The sequence below is a fragment of the Halobacterium sp. BOL4-2 genome (assembly GCF_016917835.2).
In the GTDB taxonomy this organism is placed as follows: Archaea; Halobacteriota; Halobacteria; order Halobacteriales; family Halobacteriaceae; genus Halobacterium; species Halobacterium salinarum.
Window position 1 is genome coordinate 1,873,968 of the sequence record NZ_CP070332.2, and the last position, 17,625, is coordinate 1,891,592.

Annotated in this window: 15 protein-coding genes and 1 other RNA gene; 10 read left to right on the top strand and 6 right to left on the bottom strand. The window is 67.9% G+C overall.

Annotated elements, in window-relative coordinates:
* Positions 1-59 precede the first annotated feature (59 nt).
* Genes JRZ79_RS23210 through JRZ79_RS23225 form a run of 4 tightly spaced genes read left to right on the top strand, consistent with a single transcriptional unit; the run spans position 60 to position 4,143 of the window.
* Positions 60-1,727: an ABC transporter substrate-binding protein gene (locus tag JRZ79_RS23210; protein WP_012289523.1), complete on the top strand. Its 1,668-nt coding sequence runs from the start codon at positions 60-62 to the stop codon at positions 1,725-1,727.
* A 57-nt stretch (positions 1,728-1,784) separates the two neighbouring features.
* Positions 1,785-2,828, top strand: coding sequence for an ABC transporter permease (locus JRZ79_RS23215; protein WP_010903891.1), 1,044 nt, complete (start codon positions 1,785-1,787; stop codon positions 2,826-2,828).
* Positions 2,829-2,834: 6 nt separating this feature from the next.
* Positions 2,835-3,782, top strand: a complete 948-nt coding sequence (locus JRZ79_RS23220) for an ABC transporter permease (RefSeq protein ID WP_010903892.1) — start codon at positions 2,835-2,837, stop codon at positions 3,780-3,782.
* A gap of 1 nt (position 3,783) precedes the next feature.
* Entirely contained in the window at positions 3,784-4,143 is a 360-nt protein-coding gene (locus JRZ79_RS23225) for a hypothetical protein (RefSeq protein WP_205252264.1), read from the top strand.
* A gap of 4 nt (positions 4,144-4,147) precedes the next feature.
* Here JRZ79_RS23225 and JRZ79_RS23230 read toward each other — a convergent pair whose 3' ends face one another.
* Both JRZ79_RS23230 and JRZ79_RS23235 read right to left on the bottom strand, forming a co-directional pair.
* A complete protein-coding gene (locus JRZ79_RS23230; RefSeq protein WP_010903894.1) occupies positions 4,148-5,416 on the bottom strand; it encodes a dihydroorotase in 1,269 nt (422 codons plus the stop codon).
* 24 nt (positions 5,417-5,440) lie between these two features.
* Positions 5,441-6,124, bottom strand: coding sequence for a biotin/lipoate A/B protein ligase family protein (locus JRZ79_RS23235; RefSeq protein ID WP_136360955.1), 684 nt, complete (start codon positions 6,122-6,124; stop codon positions 5,441-5,443).
* Positions 6,125-6,178: 54 nt separating this feature from the next.
* Between JRZ79_RS23235 and JRZ79_RS23240 the strand changes: the two genes are divergently transcribed.
* Both JRZ79_RS23240 and JRZ79_RS23245 read left to right on the top strand, forming a co-directional pair.
* On the top strand, positions 6,179-7,039 hold the full coding sequence (locus tag JRZ79_RS23240; RefSeq protein WP_205252265.1) for a hypothetical protein: 861 nt from the start codon (positions 6,179-6,181) through the stop codon (positions 7,037-7,039).
* Between the two features lie 42 nt (positions 7,040-7,081).
* A complete protein-coding gene (locus tag JRZ79_RS23245; protein ID WP_136360957.1) occupies positions 7,082-7,522 on the top strand; it encodes a phosphate-starvation-inducible PsiE family protein in 441 nt (146 codons plus the stop codon).
* Positions 7,523-7,526: 4 nt separating this feature from the next.
* Here the strand turns inward: JRZ79_RS23245 and JRZ79_RS23250 are convergent, their stop codons facing one another.
* Positions 7,527-8,099 (bottom strand): isochorismatase family cysteine hydrolase, encoded by a 573-nt coding sequence (locus JRZ79_RS23250; RefSeq protein ID WP_205252266.1) that lies wholly within the window; start codon positions 8,097-8,099, stop codon positions 7,527-7,529.
* 120 nt (positions 8,100-8,219) lie between these two features.
* Here JRZ79_RS23250 and JRZ79_RS23255 point away from each other — a divergent pair, with 120 nt between their 5' ends.
* Positions 8,220-9,749 (top strand): Hvo_1808 family surface protein, encoded by a 1,530-nt coding sequence (locus JRZ79_RS23255; RefSeq protein ID WP_205252267.1) that lies wholly within the window; start codon positions 8,220-8,222, stop codon positions 9,747-9,749.
* 130 nt (positions 9,750-9,879) lie between these two features.
* Positions 9,880-11,025, top strand: a complete 1,146-nt coding sequence (locus tag JRZ79_RS23260; RefSeq protein ID WP_205252268.1) for a nicotinate phosphoribosyltransferase — start codon at positions 9,880-9,882, stop codon at positions 11,023-11,025.
* Here the strand turns inward: JRZ79_RS23260 and JRZ79_RS23265 are convergent.
* Entirely contained in the window at positions 11,015-11,647 is a 633-nt protein-coding gene (locus JRZ79_RS23265; protein WP_010903901.1) for a TIGR00296 family protein, read from the bottom strand. The two genes, JRZ79_RS23260 and JRZ79_RS23265, sit on opposite strands and share 11 nt — an antisense overlap.
* 251 nt (positions 11,648-11,898) lie before the next feature.
* On the opposite strand from JRZ79_RS23265, the gene rnpB reads away from it, so the two are divergent.
* Positions 11,899-12,268: RNase P RNA component (gene rnpB, locus JRZ79_RS23270), an RNA gene on the top strand.
* A 133-nt stretch (positions 12,269-12,401) separates the two neighbouring features.
* On the opposite strand, the gene JRZ79_RS23275 is transcribed toward rnpB, so the two are convergent.
* Both JRZ79_RS23275 and JRZ79_RS23280 read right to left on the bottom strand, forming a co-directional pair.
* Positions 12,402-13,508: an aminopeptidase gene (locus tag JRZ79_RS23275; protein WP_205252269.1), complete on the bottom strand. Its 1,107-nt coding sequence runs from the start codon at positions 13,506-13,508 to the stop codon at positions 12,402-12,404.
* A 56-nt stretch (positions 13,509-13,564) separates the two neighbouring features.
* On the bottom strand, positions 13,565-16,210 hold the full coding sequence (locus JRZ79_RS23280; protein ID WP_205252270.1) for a valine--tRNA ligase: 2,646 nt from the start codon (positions 16,208-16,210) through the stop codon (positions 13,565-13,567).
* A gap of 283 nt (positions 16,211-16,493) precedes the next feature.
* Here JRZ79_RS23280 and JRZ79_RS23285 point away from each other — a divergent pair, with 283 nt between their 5' ends.
* Complete coding sequence (locus JRZ79_RS23285; RefSeq protein ID WP_205252271.1) at positions 16,494-17,624, top strand: ABC transporter substrate-binding protein; 1,131 nt, start codon at positions 16,494-16,496, stop codon at positions 17,622-17,624.
* Position 17,625 lies beyond the last annotated feature (1 nt).

Below are 17,625 nucleotides of genomic sequence, written 5' to 3' on the forward strand. Positions count from 1 at the left end.
TGATTCGCCGAGCGGCGCGCTCCGATATGTTTAAGTACGCCATCGTGCCATACAGTCGTATGTCAGACGATACCGTGAGCCGCCGTGGCTTCCTGAAAGCCGCCGGTGCGGCGACTGTTGTGGCGACTTCGACGGCCGGCTGCACCGACTCAGGGGGAGGCGGCGACGGTGGTGGCGACGAGCTCGTGTACTCACGGGGTGACCACCCACAGAACTACGACCCCCAGCAGACAACCAGCGGGGAAGTGTCGAAAGTCACCAACCAGATCTTCGACACCCTGATCCAGTTCAAACCGGGCACCAGCGGCGAGCTCACGAGCGGCCTCGCCGACGACTGGACGCTCGATGGAACAACCGCCACCCTCACGCTCCGTGAGGACGCCACCTTCCACTCCGGCGCTGACCTCACGGCGACCGACGTGAAGGCGACGATCCGCCGGTTCATCGACGACGAGTACGACTACTACCTGGGGTCGGACCGCTCCGGGTACGCCTCGATCACGTTCGGCGACTGGGTCGACAGCGTCGAGGCAACCGGCGACTACGAGGTCACGATCGACCTCACCCAGCAGTACGCGCCGTTCCTCCGGAACCTCGCGATCTTCGCGGCCGCGATCCTTTCCCGCGACCAGATCGAGAGCCTGGGTGCCGACGCCCAGCCGGAGTTGGGCACCGACCCCGTGGGCACCGGCCCCTTCGAGTTCGACCAGCTCGACAACGAAACCCAGCGCGTCCGGCTCACTGCCTTCGACGACTACTGGGGTGGGGCCCCAAGCGTCAGCGCGGTCATCTTCAAAACCACCGGCTCCAACCAGACCCGCGCCCAGGGGCTGATCAACGGTGACGCCCACATCACGGACAACCTCGACGCCCAGTCCATCCAGAAGGTCTCGTCCGCGGACTCGGCGAGCGTCCGGCAGAAAAACGGCATCAACGTCGGCTACATGGCGTTCAACCACGACCGCAAACCGGCGTTCCGCGACCCACTGGTCAAGCGCGCCATCTCCATGGCGATCAACCGCGACGAGATCGTCGATTCGATCTACCAGGGGTTCGCCGCGTCCGCCAACCAGCCCCTTCCGCCGGACGTGCTGGGGCACAACGACGACATCGACTCGTACCCCCACGACCCCCAGCAGGCCGAGTCGATGCTCGCGGACGCCGGCGTCACCGATCTGTCCTTCGAGCTTGCGACGTTCTCGAACCCGCGGGGCTACAACCCCAACCCGATCCAGACCGCGACCCAGGTGAAATCCGACCTCGCCGAGATCGGCGTGGACGTCGAGATCAATCAGTTCTCGCAGTTCAGCGCGTACCTGGAGTACACGTACGACGGCCGCCACGACGCCTGCCTGAGCGGCTGGTACACCGACAACGCCGACCCGGACAACTTCATGTACGTGTTGTTGCATCCCGGCACGGACATCGACGACGTCCCGGCCGACCAGAACTACATCGCCTGGGAGGACAAGAACAACGTCTCGAACGTCTCCGCGTGGGTCGACACCGACTACATGGAGTTCGTCGACAAGGGCCAACGGACCTACGACGACGCCGCCCGCCAGCAGTATTACCATCAGGCCTCACAGATCGCCCACGATCAGGCGCCCTGGGTGTATCTCGACTACGCCGACCTCATTCGCGGCGTCAACGAGGCGGTCGTCGCGGAGTCGTACACGCCGACGTCGGTCGGCGGGCCGTTCCTCGACCGCGTCGAGCTGGCGTGACCGCGCCCCGGGCGGCCGACTGACACACTGACGCCACTCATCTGACACGCTTCATCCATGGCTTCCAAGCGCTTCATCTTGAAACGGCTGCTGTTGCTCGTGCCGGTGTTGTTCGGCGTGGCGACGTTCGTCTTCGTGATCCTGCATTTGGCGTCCGGCGACCCCGCGCGGGTCATCCTGGGGCAGCGCGCCCCCCAACAGCAGGTCATCCAACTCCGCCAGGAGCTCGGGCTGAACGACCCCGTCTACGTCCAGTACGCTCGGTTCCTCGTCGACGCCGCCCAGTTCGACTTCGGACAGTCGTACTCGGTCGCACAGGGCACCGCCGTCCGCAGCGTGCTCGCGGACAAGATCCCGGTCACCCTCGAACTCGCGCTCTACGGGCAGGCCATCGGCATCCTGCTGGGCATCCCGCTGGGCGTGATCTCGGCGGTCGAACAGGACACGCTCACCGACCACTTCGGTCGCATCGGCGCGCTCTCAGGGATCTCGGTGCCGATCTACTGGTCGGGTCCGCTGTTGATCCTGGCGTTCTCGACGTTCCTGGGAGTGTTCCCGGCGTCCGGCCGCATCGAGTCCACGATCTTCCTGGCGGACTCCTGGTCGCTGTTCGGTGTCACGCTCCCGCTGACCGGCATGCTCACCGTTGACACGCTCCTGTTGGGGAACGTCTCGGCGTGGGTGTCGGCGGTCATGCATCTGATCCTGCCGGCGGCGACCATCGGCATCTACTCGATGGCGCTCATCTCCCGGATGATGCGGTCGTCGATGCTGGAAGTCGTGCGCCAGGACTACATGCGGACGGCGCGCGCGAAAGGCCAAGGCTCGAAGATCACGATCATGAAACACGGCTTCCGGAACGCCCTGGTGCCGGTGATCACGGTCATCGGCATCCAGTTCGGCAGCCTCCTCGGCGGGGCCGTCCTCACGGAAACCGTCTTCGGGATCGAGGGCATCGGCACGATCCTCGTCAGCGCGATCAACGCCAACGACTACCCGCTCGTCCAGGGCACAGTGTTGACGTTCGCGTTGCTGTTCACGCTCGTGAACCTGCTCGTCGACGTCACGTACAGCTACCTCGACCCCCGCATCCAGCAATAACGACACATGAGCACGAACACCGACCAATCCACGGACGACGGCGCGCTCGCCGACCGGTCGCTGCTCGACCGGCTGCGGTCGTCGCAGTTCCTCTCGAACCTGCTGTCGAATCGGCTCGCAATCATCGGGCTGACGATCATTCTGGGGATGCTCGCCGTCGCGATCATCGCGCGGGTTTCCTACGACCTGAGCGCGCTGCGCGCGTCCAACCTCGGCACCGTCGGGGACCGGTTGGCCCCCGGTTGGGCCGGCTCCGGCGGTGCCACCCAACAGCTCTTCGGCACGGACGCCGCCGGCCGCGACATCTTCAAGCGCACGCTCTACGGGGCCTGGATCGCGATCAAGTACGGCACCGTCACGGTCGCGGCGTCGACGTTCTTGGGCGTGGCGCTCGGCATCATCGCGGCGTACTACAGCGACCTCACGGACAACGTCATCATGCGCACGATGGACGTGCTGTTGGCGTTCCCGTCGTTGCTGTTGGCGCTGGCGCTGGTCGCCATCTTCGGTGCCGGCCTCTGGAAGGTCGTCATCGCGTTGACGCTCGTGTACACGCCGCGGTTCGCGCGCGTCGTCAGGGGGGCGGCACTGAAAGTGCTCGAAGACGAGTACATCGAAGCCACCGAAGCCCTCGGCGCGACCGACGCCCGAGTGCTCGCCAGGCACGTGTTCCCGAACACGCTGGCGCCCGTGACCGTGCAGTCGACGCTGAACTACGGGCTGGCCATCATCGACTTCGCGGCGCTGTCGTTTCTCGGGTTCGGCGCGGCCCCCGGGATGCCGTCGTGGGGGCTGATGCTCTCGAACGGCGTGACAAACGGCCTCCTGACCGGGAAGTGGTGGATGTCGTTGTTCCCGGGGCTGTTCCTCGCGATCCTCGTGCTCGGATTCAACCTCCTCGGGGACGGCATGCGTGACGCCTTGGACCCCCGGATGCGGGAGGCGGTCGACTGAGATGTCACAGGCGGGCGTCGAGGCGGCGGGCCGCGACTGGGGGCTGTTCGCGCGGGCCGCCGGCTACGGTGCTGCCACGGCGTTCGCGCTGTTCTACGCGCTCCACTTCGGCGTCGGCGTGAGCCCCCGGCAGGCGAGCGGCGTCGCGTTCCCGCTTGCCGCCCTCCCGTTCGCCGTCGGTCTCATGGGGTGGTCGGGCGTGCTGCTGTCCGGGGACGCCGTCGAGGGGTTCTCGCGTGAACTCGGCATCTCCGACACCTGGACCGCCGAGAGCGGGCGGCAGGCGATGGCGCTGGTGATCGCGTTCGGCGCTGGCGGGATGGCGGGGGCAGCGATCGCGGGCGCGCCCTACGGCGTCTGAGCGGCTACTGACGGACGTTCCGACCGTCGAACGCCGACACCGTGTCGCCGTCCCAGACGGTCGTCCCACGGACCAGCGTCATCGCGGGGAACACGCCGACGTGTCCCTCGAAGGGCGTCCACTCGCAGTTCGAGTGCAGGTCGTCGCCGTGAATCTCCCGTGCATCGTCGGGATCGACAAGCACGAGGTCGGCGTCACGGCCGGCCGCGATGTGGCCCTTCCGCTCCAGGCCGAAGACGTCCGCGGGGTTCGCGGCCGTCACGTCGCGCACGCGTTCGTAGCTCAGCTCACCGCGGTGGGCAGCCCCCAACAACAGCGGGAGCGCCGTTTCGACGCCCGGCACACCCGAGGGGGCGTCCCAGATGTCGGCGGCTTTCTCCGCGCGGGTGTGGGGGGCGTGGTCGGTCGCCACCACGTCGATGCGGCCGTCGGCGAGCCGCTCGAACAGCGCCTCCCGGCGGGGGTCGCTTCGCAGCGGCGGGTTCATGCGGCCGAACGTCCCGAGGTCGTCGAGGTCGTCACGGGAGAGGAAGAGATGGTGGGGGGTCGCCTCGCAGGTCGCGCCGCCGGCCGCCGCGGCGTCCACGCCTTCGGGTGTCGACGTGTGCGCGATGTGGATCGTCGCGCCCGCTTCGGTCCCGACTTCGACCGCGCGCTCGACGGCGGCGGCCTCTGCTTCGGGCGTCCGGTACGCACTCCACGCGTCGGCGTCACTCCGCGACTTCGCCGCGGTGTCGAACCGGTCGGCGTCCTCCGCGTGGACGGTGACGACGACGTCCTCGCTGGCCGCCCGCTGGCAGGCGTCCCGGAACAACGCGGCGTCGATCCCCATGTCGCCCGTGGAGTCCGCGAGGAACACCTCCCCGAGCGCGAACAGCGACCGGTCGAACAGCGACGCCGGATCCCACTCTCCGGTGACCCCGCCGTTGACGCCCCAGTCCACGACGCTGTCGGCGGCGGCGTGGGCCGCCTTCTCGTCGACGGCGTCGCCGGTCACCGTCGGCGGGGCGGTGTTCGGTTGGTCGACGACGGTCGTCACGCCGCCAGCGGCCGCACTCCGCGACCCACTGGCCCACGTCTCCTTGTGCTCGAAGCCCGGCTGCCGGAAGTGCACGTGCGCGTCGATCATCCCCGGCAGCACCCGATAGTCCGCGTTCGCGTCCACGAACAGTTCGCCGTCGAGGGCGGTCCCGACGGCGTCGATGCGCTCGCCGTCCAGTCGGATGTCCCTGACGCGCCCGTCGGCCAGCACTGCGTCCCGGATGACTCGCATACTGTGGACTCGCCGCCGCCCAGCCTAAGTGCTGTGGACTGCGTCGACCGTGGGATCGTGGTCGCCGACGAGCGCGCGCTCGACGGCGTCCCGAGCGTCCGCGGGGTCGCCGCCGGCGGCCCGCACGCTGCCCACCGACTCGGGATCGAACGGCGCGCCGAGCGCGCCGTACACCGCGTCGAGCACGTCCGCGATCACCCGTCGGTCGTCGACCACGAGCACGCCCGACGTGAGCGCCGCGCCCCGGGTGACGCGCTGGGCGACCCCCGCGAGCTTCCCGCAGTCCGCCTGCACGGAGTGATCGCCCGGGCAGAACGACGCCGCCGGCTCGCCCGGCCTGGCTCCCGTCGCCCCGACGGCGTGCAGCGCGTCGATGACATCCCCCACCATCGCGTCGTATCGCGCGTCCAGCCCGGTGCGCATGTCCTCGGCCGGCGTGATGCGCGCGAACGCCAGCGTGGACTCCGTGTACGCCACCGCGCGCCCGCCGACGCTGCGCTCCACGGTGGGGAACTCGCGATCGCGGGCAGCCGCGACGGCGTCCGCGTAGCCGGCCTCGTTCGCGTCCCGGCGACCGAACGCGACGACGCGGCCGGGCGGCCACACGCGCACCGCCGGCTCGCTGTTGGCCCGCACCCACTCCAGGAGGTCGCGGGTGACGGCGGTGTCGGCGTCTCGTCCGGGTGCGCGCCCTCGAACCACTCGCATGGGGTCGGGTTGGAACCGAACCGAGTAATCCCTCTCGGTTCCAACCACACCCGCATGGTTGTCCTCGACGGCAGCGTGCTCTCGCGGCTGTACCCGCGCGTGTCGCGGTATAACTCCCCGTACCCCGCCCACGACGCCGGCTGCGCCGTGGACCTCTATCCGGACGGCAGCGACGGCCCCGACGGGCGCGCGCTGGCCGCGCCCAGCCCCGTCGCCGGCGCGGTCGTCGACACCCGCACCGTGGCGTGCCCCCAGCGCCCGTACGCCACCGACACCGACCACCTCATCGTCATCGACACCGGCGCGCATCTCGCGCGCATCCTCCACGTCGAGCCCGCGGTCAGCCCGGGGGACACGGTCGCCGTTGGGGAGTCGCTTGGCAGCCTGGTCCGGTCGGGGTTTTTCGCACCCTGGGTCACCAACCACATCCACCTGGGGTTCCGCGAGCACGGCCAGAACGCCGTTCGCGCCTCGGGGTCGCTGCCGGTCACGCTCGACGTTGCAGTGCGGCCGGCACCCTGGGACGGCACGGCCACGGTTACGGCCGTCGGCGACACGTGGGCGCGCCTCGACGCGCCATCCCATCCGGCACCTGGCGACGGGTACGCCGGCCTGGCAACCGACGGCGGTGGTGTCGTCGACGGCGGCCTCCCCCACTACGAGACCGGCTACGCCACCACCGACGCCGACCCCGTCGCCGTTCTGGGGCGTGCGGTCGGTGACCGGGTCAGCGAGCGCACGGTCGCGTGGCGGGACACCGTCGGTGTGACCGTCGACGACACGGCCGTCCAGGGGCTGTCGCTGTGGCTCGGGCGCGACGAACTCGGGTGTACGGTCGTTGCACCCGGCCACGACCACGCCGTCGGTGACCGCGTCGCCGTCGCCGTGGACACGCACGCAGCCGATACCGAATGAGTTTGGGTGGCAATTCGTGCGGGTGGCCCGCGGGCGTTGTGTATGGACGTCGAAGCCCACGTCGAACTCACCGAGCGCCTCATCGGCGGCGTCGAGATCGTCGCCGCCTACGTGCTCGTGTTCCTGTTCGCCGTCGGCGTCTTCGATCTCGGACTCACCATCGGCGGGCTCATCCTCTCGGGGGCGATCACCAACGCCGGGGAGGTCGTCGCGCTCGTCGACACGGTCCTGTTGCTGTTCATCATCGTGGAAGTGTACCGAACCGTCGTGGCGTACACCCGCGAGCAAAGCGTTCTGCGGATCGTCGTCGCCACCGCCGTGATCGCCGTCACCCGCCGTGTCATCGTGTTCAAACCGGGGGACTTCTCGTCCTCGCGGGCGGCGCTGTCGGTCGCCGTCGGACTCGCGGTGTTGATCGTCGCGTTGGTCGGCGCGCTCTACCTGCTCTCCCCCGAGGAGGGCACCGACGCCGGCGTGCTGTGACGGACTACGCGAACGCGATCGCCGCCCGGTCGGCGACCTCGCCGAACAGCCACTCGGCGTGATCGAGGGTGTACTCCTTGTGTGACGCCTCGATGTAGCCGACGGCGTCGGCCGCCAGGATCGGGCGGTAGTCCCGGACGCCCGCCGAGCCCGCCGTGTGAAGCACGCAGACGTTCGCGAGCGTCCCACAGAACACCAGCTCCGTGATGCCGTGGGCGGTCAGGTAGCCGTCGAGTTCGGTCTCGTAGAACGCGTCGTAGGTGTGTTTCTCGACCACGTGGTCGTCGGCCGCGACCGTGAGCCCGTCGTGTAACTGTGCGTCCCAGGACCCCGCAGTCACGTGCTCGCCCCACCGCTCGAACTCGTCGTAGTGGGTGGTGCGCTCGAACTGTCCCGGCGGATGCACGTCTCTGGTGTATACGATCCGCGCGCCGGCGTCCCGGGCCCGCGACACCAGCGCCGTCACGGCCGCAAGTGCGTCCTCGCTCGCGGGCGCGTAGAGGCTGCCGTCCGGGTGGCAGAACCCGTTTTGCATGTCCACGACGACGACCGCGGTGTGTGCTGGGTCGACATCCATGGTCGCGTGTTCGCCGCCCCCGGGCAAGTACCTACACGTCGCGGCGATCCTGTCGACACGCCGCCGGGCCGGGTTTCCTGTTCACCTGAATTTATGGTGATCGACACCGAGGATTAGCCGATGGCACGGCGACTACTCGCTGTCGCAGTGGTGTGTCTCGTGGTGCTGGCCGGCTGCCAGGGTGGCATGTCCGGCGACGCCACGACGGACCCGACAACGACAGCGCCGACTACCGAACAGATGACCGACGTGGCCGGGACCACGACACAACCCGGCTCGAACGCATCGTTTAGCTACGACGACCCCGACGCCGACACGCTCGGCTGGGAGGGCGGCTACTGGTACAACGAATCGATCAGCGTCGACAGATCCGACGGCCTCAACGACTCCGAACTGCACACCGTCGTGAACCGGTCGATGGCTCGCGTCGAGGTGGTTCGCGGCCTCGAATTCAACCAATCAGTGCCCGTCGACGTGATCTCCCGCGAGGAGTTCGCCAACGACACGGCGGCCTCCTACGAGAACGTCACGCGCAACGGCACCCTCCACCAGAACGTGAAATGGGAGGCGATGTTCATGGTGGGCGAAGACGAGAACGCCATCGACGTGCTCGCGTCGAACCGCGCGGGCTCCGTGCTGGGCTACTACTCCCCCAGCGAGGACCGCATCGCGATCGTCTCCGAGGACACCGAGTCCCCGCAGATGGACGAGATCACGCTCTCACAGGAGCTGTTCCACGGCCTGCAAACCCACCGGTTCAACACCTCCGAGTTGAACCAGTCCACGCAGGAACTGCACAACGCCAAAGACGGCATCATCGAGGGCGACGGCAACTACGTCGACCACCGCTACCAGCAGCGCTGTGAGCGCGACTGGGACTGCCTGCGGCCGACGGACTCCGAGTCGCCGTCCGGCAGCGACCGCCACACCGGCATCGCGCTGACGCGGCTCCAGCCGTACAGCGACGGGCCCGTGTTCGTCGAGCAACTCTACGAGTCCGGCGGCTGGGACGCGGTCAACGACGTCTACGAGAACCCGCCGGCGAGCACCGAGCAGACCATCCACCCCGACCGCTACGGCGTCGACGAGCCGACGCCGGTGTCGGTTGCCGACACGTCCACCGACGCGTGGACGGTGCCCGAGACGGGCAACGACAGCGTCGACTTCGCGTCGTTCGGCGAGGCCGGCCTGTTCACGATGCTGTGGTATCCGAGCTACGTCGAAACGCAGGCCACCGGTCAGCCGGCAGACGTGGTCATCCCGACGGCCCACCTGCTGGCGCCCGCACGGAACAACGACACGCTCGACCTCTACAACTACAGCCACCCGTACACCGACGGCTGGGACGGCGACAAACTCGTCCCGTACGCGGCCAGTGACTCGCTGAACACCAGCGAGACCGCGTACGTGTGGGCGTCCACGTGGGATTCGGCCAGTGACGCCACGGAGTTCGCCGACGCCTACCGGGAGCTCCTCCAGTACCACGGTGCCGAACGGGTCTCCGACGCCGGCCCGAACGTCTGGCGCATCCCCGACGACAGTGACAGCGGCTACGCCGACGCGTTCCGCGTCACCACCACCGAGGGTCGCGTCACCATCGTCAACGCCCCGACCGTCGACCAACTGGACGCCGTTCACGATTCGTCGTAGTCGGACGGCTCCGGATTGCGGACTGCTTTTTGGCCGTTGTGGGAGTGCCAGCGCAACTGGCTTCGAGGGGAGGGTTTTTCGCCCGGGCGGTTGAACGCGAGTGTATGCTGCACTCGTGGAGGGTTGCGCCGTGACCTTCGACATCGTGGGCGCTGACGCCATCAAGCGCGGCCGGGCGACCGACGCGTACTTCGACCGCACGCTTGAGGCATTGGAGCACGCCGACCGCAACCCCCACGTGGTCGCAGAGGTCACCGCGGACCAGTTCCCCACCGGGGAGTTCGAAGTACTGGCCGGCCTGCAGGACGCCGCCGAGCTGCTCGCCGACGTCCCCGTCGACGTACACGCGCTGCCGGAGGGCACCCTCTTCGATGGCGGGCCGGTGATGCGCATCACCGGCCCCTATCAGTCGTTCGCGCGCTACGAAACGGCGCTTTTGGGGTTCCTGTCCCACGCCTCCGGGATGGCGACCGCGGCGCTTGCGGCGCGCCGAGCAGCGCCCGACAGCCACCTGTTGAGCTTCGGCGCGCGCCACGTCCACCCGTCGATCGCCGCGGTCGTCGAGCGCGCCGCCCTCATCGGCGGGTTCGACGGCTTTTCACACGTCGCCGCCGGTGACGTCCTCGACCGGGAGCCCGGCGGCACCATGCCACACGCGCTGGTGATCTGTTTCGGTCGCGGCAACCAGGAGGCCGCGTGGCGGGCGTTCACCGACGGCGTCGCGGACGACGTCCCGCGGATCGCGCTGTGTGACACGTACAGCGACGAGAAAGACGAGGTGTTGCGTGCGGTCGACGAACTCGGCGACGACCTCGATGCGGTTCGCCTCGACACCACGTCCTCGCGGCGCGGGGATTTCCGCCACATCGCGCGGGAGGTCCAGTGGGCGCTCGACGCCGGCGGGAACAGCGACGTGTCGGTGTTCGTCTCCGGCGGCTTGACACCCACTGACCTCCGCGGCCTCCGGGATGTCGTCGACGGGTTCGGCGTCGGCGGGTTCGTCTCGAACGCCACGCCCGTGGACTTCGGGTTGGATATCGTCGAGGTCGCGGGCGAACCCGCCGCCAAGCGCGGGAAGCTCTCGGGCACGAAGGCAGTGTACCGAACCCCCGATGGCGGCCACCACGTCGCGCTGGCGAGCCAGCCGGCCCCCGCGGACGCAACCGCGTTGCTGGAGCCGCTGCTGGTGGACGGAACGGTCAGCATGGCGTTCGACATCGATGACGCCGCGGCGCGCGCGCGTCAGGACGCCCGTGCCGTCTCGTTCAGGCAGTAAGTTCTTCGACGGGGTCGTCCTCGTCGCCGGTCTCTCGGAACACCTGGCCTTCGAAGAGTGTCACCATCACGTCCTCGTCCTGCCACGCGCCGTCCGGGAGGTTCGCCTTCCGGCACGTGCGGTCGAGGTATTCGAACACGCTCCAGTCGTTCTCGACGGGGAGCGTGGGATACATCCAGCCGTGTTGGCCGTCGCCGTCGATGGCGACGCCGTGGACGCCGAGCTCGATGTCCTCGATCGGGTCGTCAGTCAGTACGAGATTCGAAACCGTGCAGACGGAGACACGGATGTTCGGCAGTTCGGCGTCTTCGACCTCGGAGCCACAGGACGCCTCCGACGCCGCCTCGATGGCGGCCTCGACGATCGCGTGCCCGAGTTGCTGGTCGTGGTTGCCGAGTTCGTGGATGGAGCCGTGAGCGCCCGCACAGCCGCGCAGTCGACCCCGGCCCCTGGTGGATTCGAGGCGCACGAACGCGCTGGTGCGGTTGTAGAATGCGTCTCGCATACTCCCTGGCTGTTCCCGTTGGCCGTTCTGGACGAACGCTTCCACGGACTCCCGCGCGAGCTCGACCGTTCGAGCGCCGTCTTCGAAGGAAAGGATTACTGACTGGCCTTGGCCCATACGAAGCCTATTACGCCAACCACGGACTTCAAGCCTTCCCTTGGTACTCAAAACCGTGAACAATTACTATCTGGCATCTGTTACTTCTTGACGGGGTAAATATCCGACGACTGGAGCAGGGTGGTCGACGTTTGAGCCCGATACTGTTTTCTTCCAGTGCATTCTTCCTTCATATTTTTTGACGTGGTTGCGCCAGCCGTCCGGCTCACGGAACCGAACTGCTTAACGACACACCGCTCGTACACTGACTGGGCAGAGGGAGCCCGGCTCCCGTGCCGTGAGGCATGAGGAAAGTCCCCCCACCCGTTCGGGCACGCGGCCGGACACACGTCCGGGGCGGGAGACCGCCGGCACTGGAACAGACACGACACGTCCCTCCCACACCGATGAGGCGCGCGACCCACCCCGAAAGGGACGGCAGTTAACCCGCCGAGGGCGTGGCCGCCACGCCGGCGGCCACGGACCGGTGATCGACACCCCAATGGGAGGGGAGCGATGGAACGGCCAACCCCCGCCGGTGCAAGTCCACGCGCGCATGGTAGCCCGAACCACCCGAAAGGGGCCGCGTGGACGCTCAGCCGAATGCCGGGCCGAACAGAAGGGGGCTTACTCCCCTCAGCTCGTATCTCTCACAGTGGCGAGCCACCGGCTCGCCGTCGTAAAACCTACGCCAAAAACCGCGACGGCGACCGGCCACGCACGCTCGCGGTACTGCGGACAGGCCGGCTCCCCGCTGTGGTCCGGTAAGCCTGCTTCACTCGCTGAATCCGTCCTCCCAGCGGAAGGTCCCGTTGCGCTGGACGATCTCGCCGTCGACTTCCATGTACGAGTCTTCGCTCACGTCGGTAATCATGTCCACGTGGACAGCGGACTCGTTGGCCTCGTCCTCGCTGCCAGCAGGGAAATTCGACTCGTAGGCGCGACCCAGCGCCAGGTGAATGGTGTCCCCCATCTTCTCGTCGAAGAGGATGGAGTCGGTGAACTGATCGATGCCGCGGTTCATGCCGATGCCGAGTTCGCCCAGGCGCTTCGCGCCCGCGTCGGTCTCCAGGATCTCGCCGACGACGCCCTCGTTTTGGGCGGCCGCGTAGTCGACGACCTCGCCGTCCTCGAACGTGAGGTGGACGCCCTGCACGCGCTCACCGCGGAGCGTCATCGGCACGTCGAAGTGCACCTCCCCCTCGGTCGCCGTCGGCGCGGTGAACACCTCTCCGGACGGCAGGTTGTGCGAATCGTAGGCGACCGACGCCGCGGAGTTCACGGCCTGCCGCCCCGCGATGCGCATGGTGAGGTCGGTGTCCTCGCCGGAGACGAGCCGGACCTCACTGCCCTCGTCGAGGATCGTCTTCATGTTCGCCATCCGGTCGGCGAGTGCCTCCCAATCGCGCAACACGGCGTCGTACACGAACTCCTGGTACGCCGCAAACGACATGTTCGCCTGCTGGGCCAGCGACCGCGTCGGGTGGACGGTCTTCACCCAGTCGGTGTCCATCCGGGCCTCGCGGATCTCACCGTGGGCCGTGTTGTAGGCCTCCCGGGTCGTGGCGGGCACGTCGGCCGCTGCGCTGGTGTTGCGCCCGCCGCCGATGAACAGACAGACGTCGGCGTGCTCCACGAGCGCGCGCTCGTGAGCGGGGTCCGCGTCGAAGTCCCCCTCGTGGCCCAACTGGTAGGCGCGATCGATCTCGCCGGAGGCGTACGTCGTGACGAGGTTCGCGCCGCGCTCGCCGACCCGCTCGGCGACCGCAACGGCGAGTTCGTGGGCGTCCGGACCGACGCTCAACACGACGTTGTCGCCGGCCTCGATGCGCGCGCTCCAGTCGACCAGTACCTCGGCGTGTTCCTCGACGCGGGGGTCCATACTCGCAGTCCGTCGGCCACCAGAAAAAGCGGTCGGGTTCCGGGCGATGGCGGTGGTTACTCGTAGATAATGACGGTGCCGAACGACGCCTCGATGACGGTCACTTCCTCGCCCGAGGACGCTCGATACTCCTCGGTGACGGTCAGCCAGTCGGCGTCCAGGTCGAAGGACTCGCCGTCGGCCTCGACGGTGACGGTGTCACCGGAATGGATCTGCGCCTGGATCGCCGCCGGGTCGGCCGCCGCGATGGCTTCCATGACGGTGCCGGCGTCGCTGCGGAACTCCGGGCCGATCTCCGAGTCGTCGCCGTCGACGTCGACGGGCACGAGTTCGACGTCCGGCCGCCCATCGATCAGTCGGATCGGGGCGTTGACCGTCTCGCTGAGGTCGTAGGTGTCCAGCCTGGCGGCGTCGTCGTCGCTGTCGTCGAAGTACAGCTCCACGCGGTCGAGGTCCGCGTTCAACGGCATCCCCTGGTCGGATTTCCAGGCGCGGATCTCGCGGGCGACCTCCGCGATGCGTTTGCCCGCCAGCTCGGCGTCGGCGTCGCGGTACTCGACGCTCGGGAACGTCGCGGCGTGCACGCTGCCCTCGGTGCCCGGCAGCGACTGCCAGATCTCCTCGGTGGCGTGCGGGCTGAACGGCGCGAGCAGTCGCGTGACCGCCGTCACCGCCGTGTACAGCGTGTGCTCGGCGGCGGCGCGCTCACCCGGGCGGCCGTTGTACAGCCGCCCCTTCACGAGCTCGACGTAGTCGTCAGCGAGGTCCTCCCAGGCGAACTCCCGGAGGCTGCGCAGCGCCCGGTCGAAGCGGTACTCGCTCATGGCTTCGTCGACGTCCTCGCAGACCGTCGACAGCTCCGAGAGCAGCCAGCGGTCGGCGTCCCGGTAGGCCGGGTCCTGGATGGCGGGCGTGTCCTCGTCGAAATGCCCCGTCGAGAACTTCGTGATGTTCCAGAGCTTCGTCAGGAACCGGGAGGCGGATTTGACCTCCTTCCACTGGAACTGCACGTCGCTTCCCGGGCGGCCCCCGAGCGCCAGCGCCTGTCGCACGGCGTCCGCGGAGTACTCCGCGATCGCCTCGTCGGGCTGCACGAAGTTCCCCCGTGACTTCGACATCTTGTTGCCGTCCTCGCCGAACACCATGCCGTTGACGAGCACGTCGTCCCAGGGCTGTTCGTCGGTGAGTGCGCCCGTCCGCAGCAGCGTGTAGAACGCCCACGTGCGAATGATGTCGTGGCCCTGTGGTCGGAGATCAACCGATTCGAACTCGTCGAGGGTGGTCCCCTCGGGCCACCCCGACAGGTGTAGGGGCGTGATCGAGGAGTCCATCCACGTGTCCATCACGTCCGTCTCGCCGGCCCAGTCGTCACCGCCACACTCCGGGCAGGCCTCGACAGCCGGGTCGTCCTCGGTGGGGTCGACGGGTGCCTGTTCGCGGCCGGCGATCTCCCAGTGGCCACACTCGTTGCACTCCCACGCCGGGATCGGGGTGGCGAAGACCCGCTGCCGGGAGATCACCCAGTCCCAGTCCATGCCCTCGGTCCACTCCACGAGCCGCTCGTGCATGTGCTCGGGCACCCACTCCGCGTCCGCCGCGGCGTCCAGGATGCGGTCCTGGTCGACCTCCACGAACCACTGCTCTTTCGAGAGGATCTCGATGGCGGTGTCACAACGCCAGCAGGACCCGACGCTCTGCTCGGTGGGTTCCGTGTCGTTGAGATACCCCTGGTCGTCGAGTTCCTCGGCGACCTGGGTTTTCGCGTCGTCGATGGCGAGCCCGGCGAACTCCCCGGCGGCCTCGTTCAGGTGTCCGTCCTCGGTGAACACCGTGCGGAGGTCGAGGTCGTGGTCCATCCACCACTCGACGTCCTGCTTGTCCCCGAACGTACAGACCATGACCGCGCCCGATCCGAAGTCAGCATCGACGTCGTCGTCGGCGAGCAGTTCGACGTCCTGGCCGAACAGCGGCACCTCGAAGGTGTCCCCGATGCGGTCGGCGTAGCGGTCGTCGTCGGGGCTGACGACGATCCCGACGCAGGCCGCCAGCAGCTCGGGGCGGGTCGTCGCGATCTCGATGTCGCCGTTGTCCACGCCGTCGAACGTGACGTAATGCAGCGTTCCCTCGCGGTCGATGTTCTCGACTTCCGCGTCGGCGATGGCGGTCTCACAGCGCGGACACCAGTTCACCGGATGTTCGTCGCGGTAGACCATGCCGGCGTCGGCCATCTCCGAGAACGACTCCTGGGTTTTCCCCCAGTACTCGGGGTCCATCGTCCGGTACTCGGAGTCCCAGTCCTGGGAGAACCCGAGTTCCTGCATCGTCGCTTTCATCTCGTCGATGCGGTCCTCGGTCCAGTCGATACACATCTCCCGGAACTCGTCGCTGGGGACGTCCGTGCGGTGGATGTCGTTGACTTCCTCGACTTTCACCTCCGTGGGGAGGCCGTGGCAGTCCCATCCCTGCGGGAACAGCACGGCGTCGCCTTTCAGGCGGCGGTATCGGGCGACGAAGTCGATGTACGACCACCCGAGCGCGTGCCCGAGGTGGAGGTTCCCCGAGGGGTACGGCGGCGGCGTGTCGATGACGTATTGGGTGTCCGACTCGCTGGGGTCGAACCGATACACGTCGCGTTCCTGCCACTCGTCTTGCCACTTCGGTTCGATGCTGTTGGGGTCGTAGCTGTCCGGAAGCTCTGTCATGGGTACCTAGCGGGGCGTCGGTCGCGCTGCTGGCCGGTGTGTCGGGTTCGCGGCCCGAGAAATCGATTTACACACGTACTACGGTGGAACCGACGCGCATACCTCCGAAGTGCGGTGGCGCGGTGATAAACCTTCCCGTCCGCGTGCGGTTCGCCGACGGATTCGGGCGGTTGGGCTGTTGGCAGCGGTGTCTGCCGACGCTGCGCGCAGCGCTTGTGTGCGCGCTCGTGTCCCCGTTCGAAAAATCGACGCGCTTTTGTATTTTAGGTGGGCCAAAACCAATATGCAACGACGAGCGTTCCTCAAGGCGGGCAGTGCCGCAACGCTTGCGGGTCTCCTCGCGGGCTGTTCGAGCCCGGATTCCGACGCCGAATCCACGGCAGCCGACTCCGCCACGGCCACCGCCGACGAAACGACCGCCGGCTCCGGGTCGTACTCCGTCTCGATGGAGCCGGTCGGCGACGTCGAGTTCGACGCCGTCCCCGACACGGTCGCCGTCTACGAGTCCGGCTACGCCGACATGGTGGTCGCGCTCGGACACGGGGACGCGCTCACAGCCGTCGGCAACAGCGACCGCTTCCACACCGACGCCTACGACGCCCTCGACGGCGTCAGCGTCGACACGTCCGGGCTCGTCGATCTCGTGGACGCCGGCGTCACCCGTGAGACGCTGCTCGACCTCGATCCGGACGTCTACCTCATGGATCCGAACTGGCTCACGAGCACCTTCGAGTTGGACCGCGGGGACATCGACTTCCTCACCCAACGGTCCGCACCGTTCCTCGGAAACACCATCTTCCGGCGCACCGACGCCTGGCACGACTACGACTACTACTCGCTGTACGAGGCCTTCGAGACGGTTGCGGAACTCTTCGACGAAACCGACCGGTTCGACGCCTTCCAGTCGTTCCACGACAGCGCGCTTGACCGCCTCGAAACCGCCCTCCCGAGCGAGGGGCCACGCGGCGCGCTCGTCTGGGGCGGCTCCAACGAACCGACCTCGTTCTCGCCGTACCTCCTCAGCGGCGCCGGCACCAACAAGAAGCCGTTCCACGACCTCAACGTCCGCGACGCCATCGCCGACTCCGGCATCGACGCGCTCTCGCAGAGCCAGCGCTCGGAGATCGACGCCGAAACGCTGCTCAACGTCGACCCTGACGTGTTGTTCGTGCGCGGCCACGAGGACAAGACCGCAGCCGAGTTCCAGGACACCGTCGTTTCGTTCCTGCAGAACCACGACACCGCGGGCCGCATCACCGCCGTCGAGAACGGCGACGTCTACCGCGGCGGCCCCATCTACCTCGGCCCCATCCAGCACCTGTTTCTCACGGAACGCCTCGCGACCGCCCTCTACGACCAGGTCACCACCACACTGTTCGACCGCACCGAACTCGCGTCGATAATCACCGACTAGC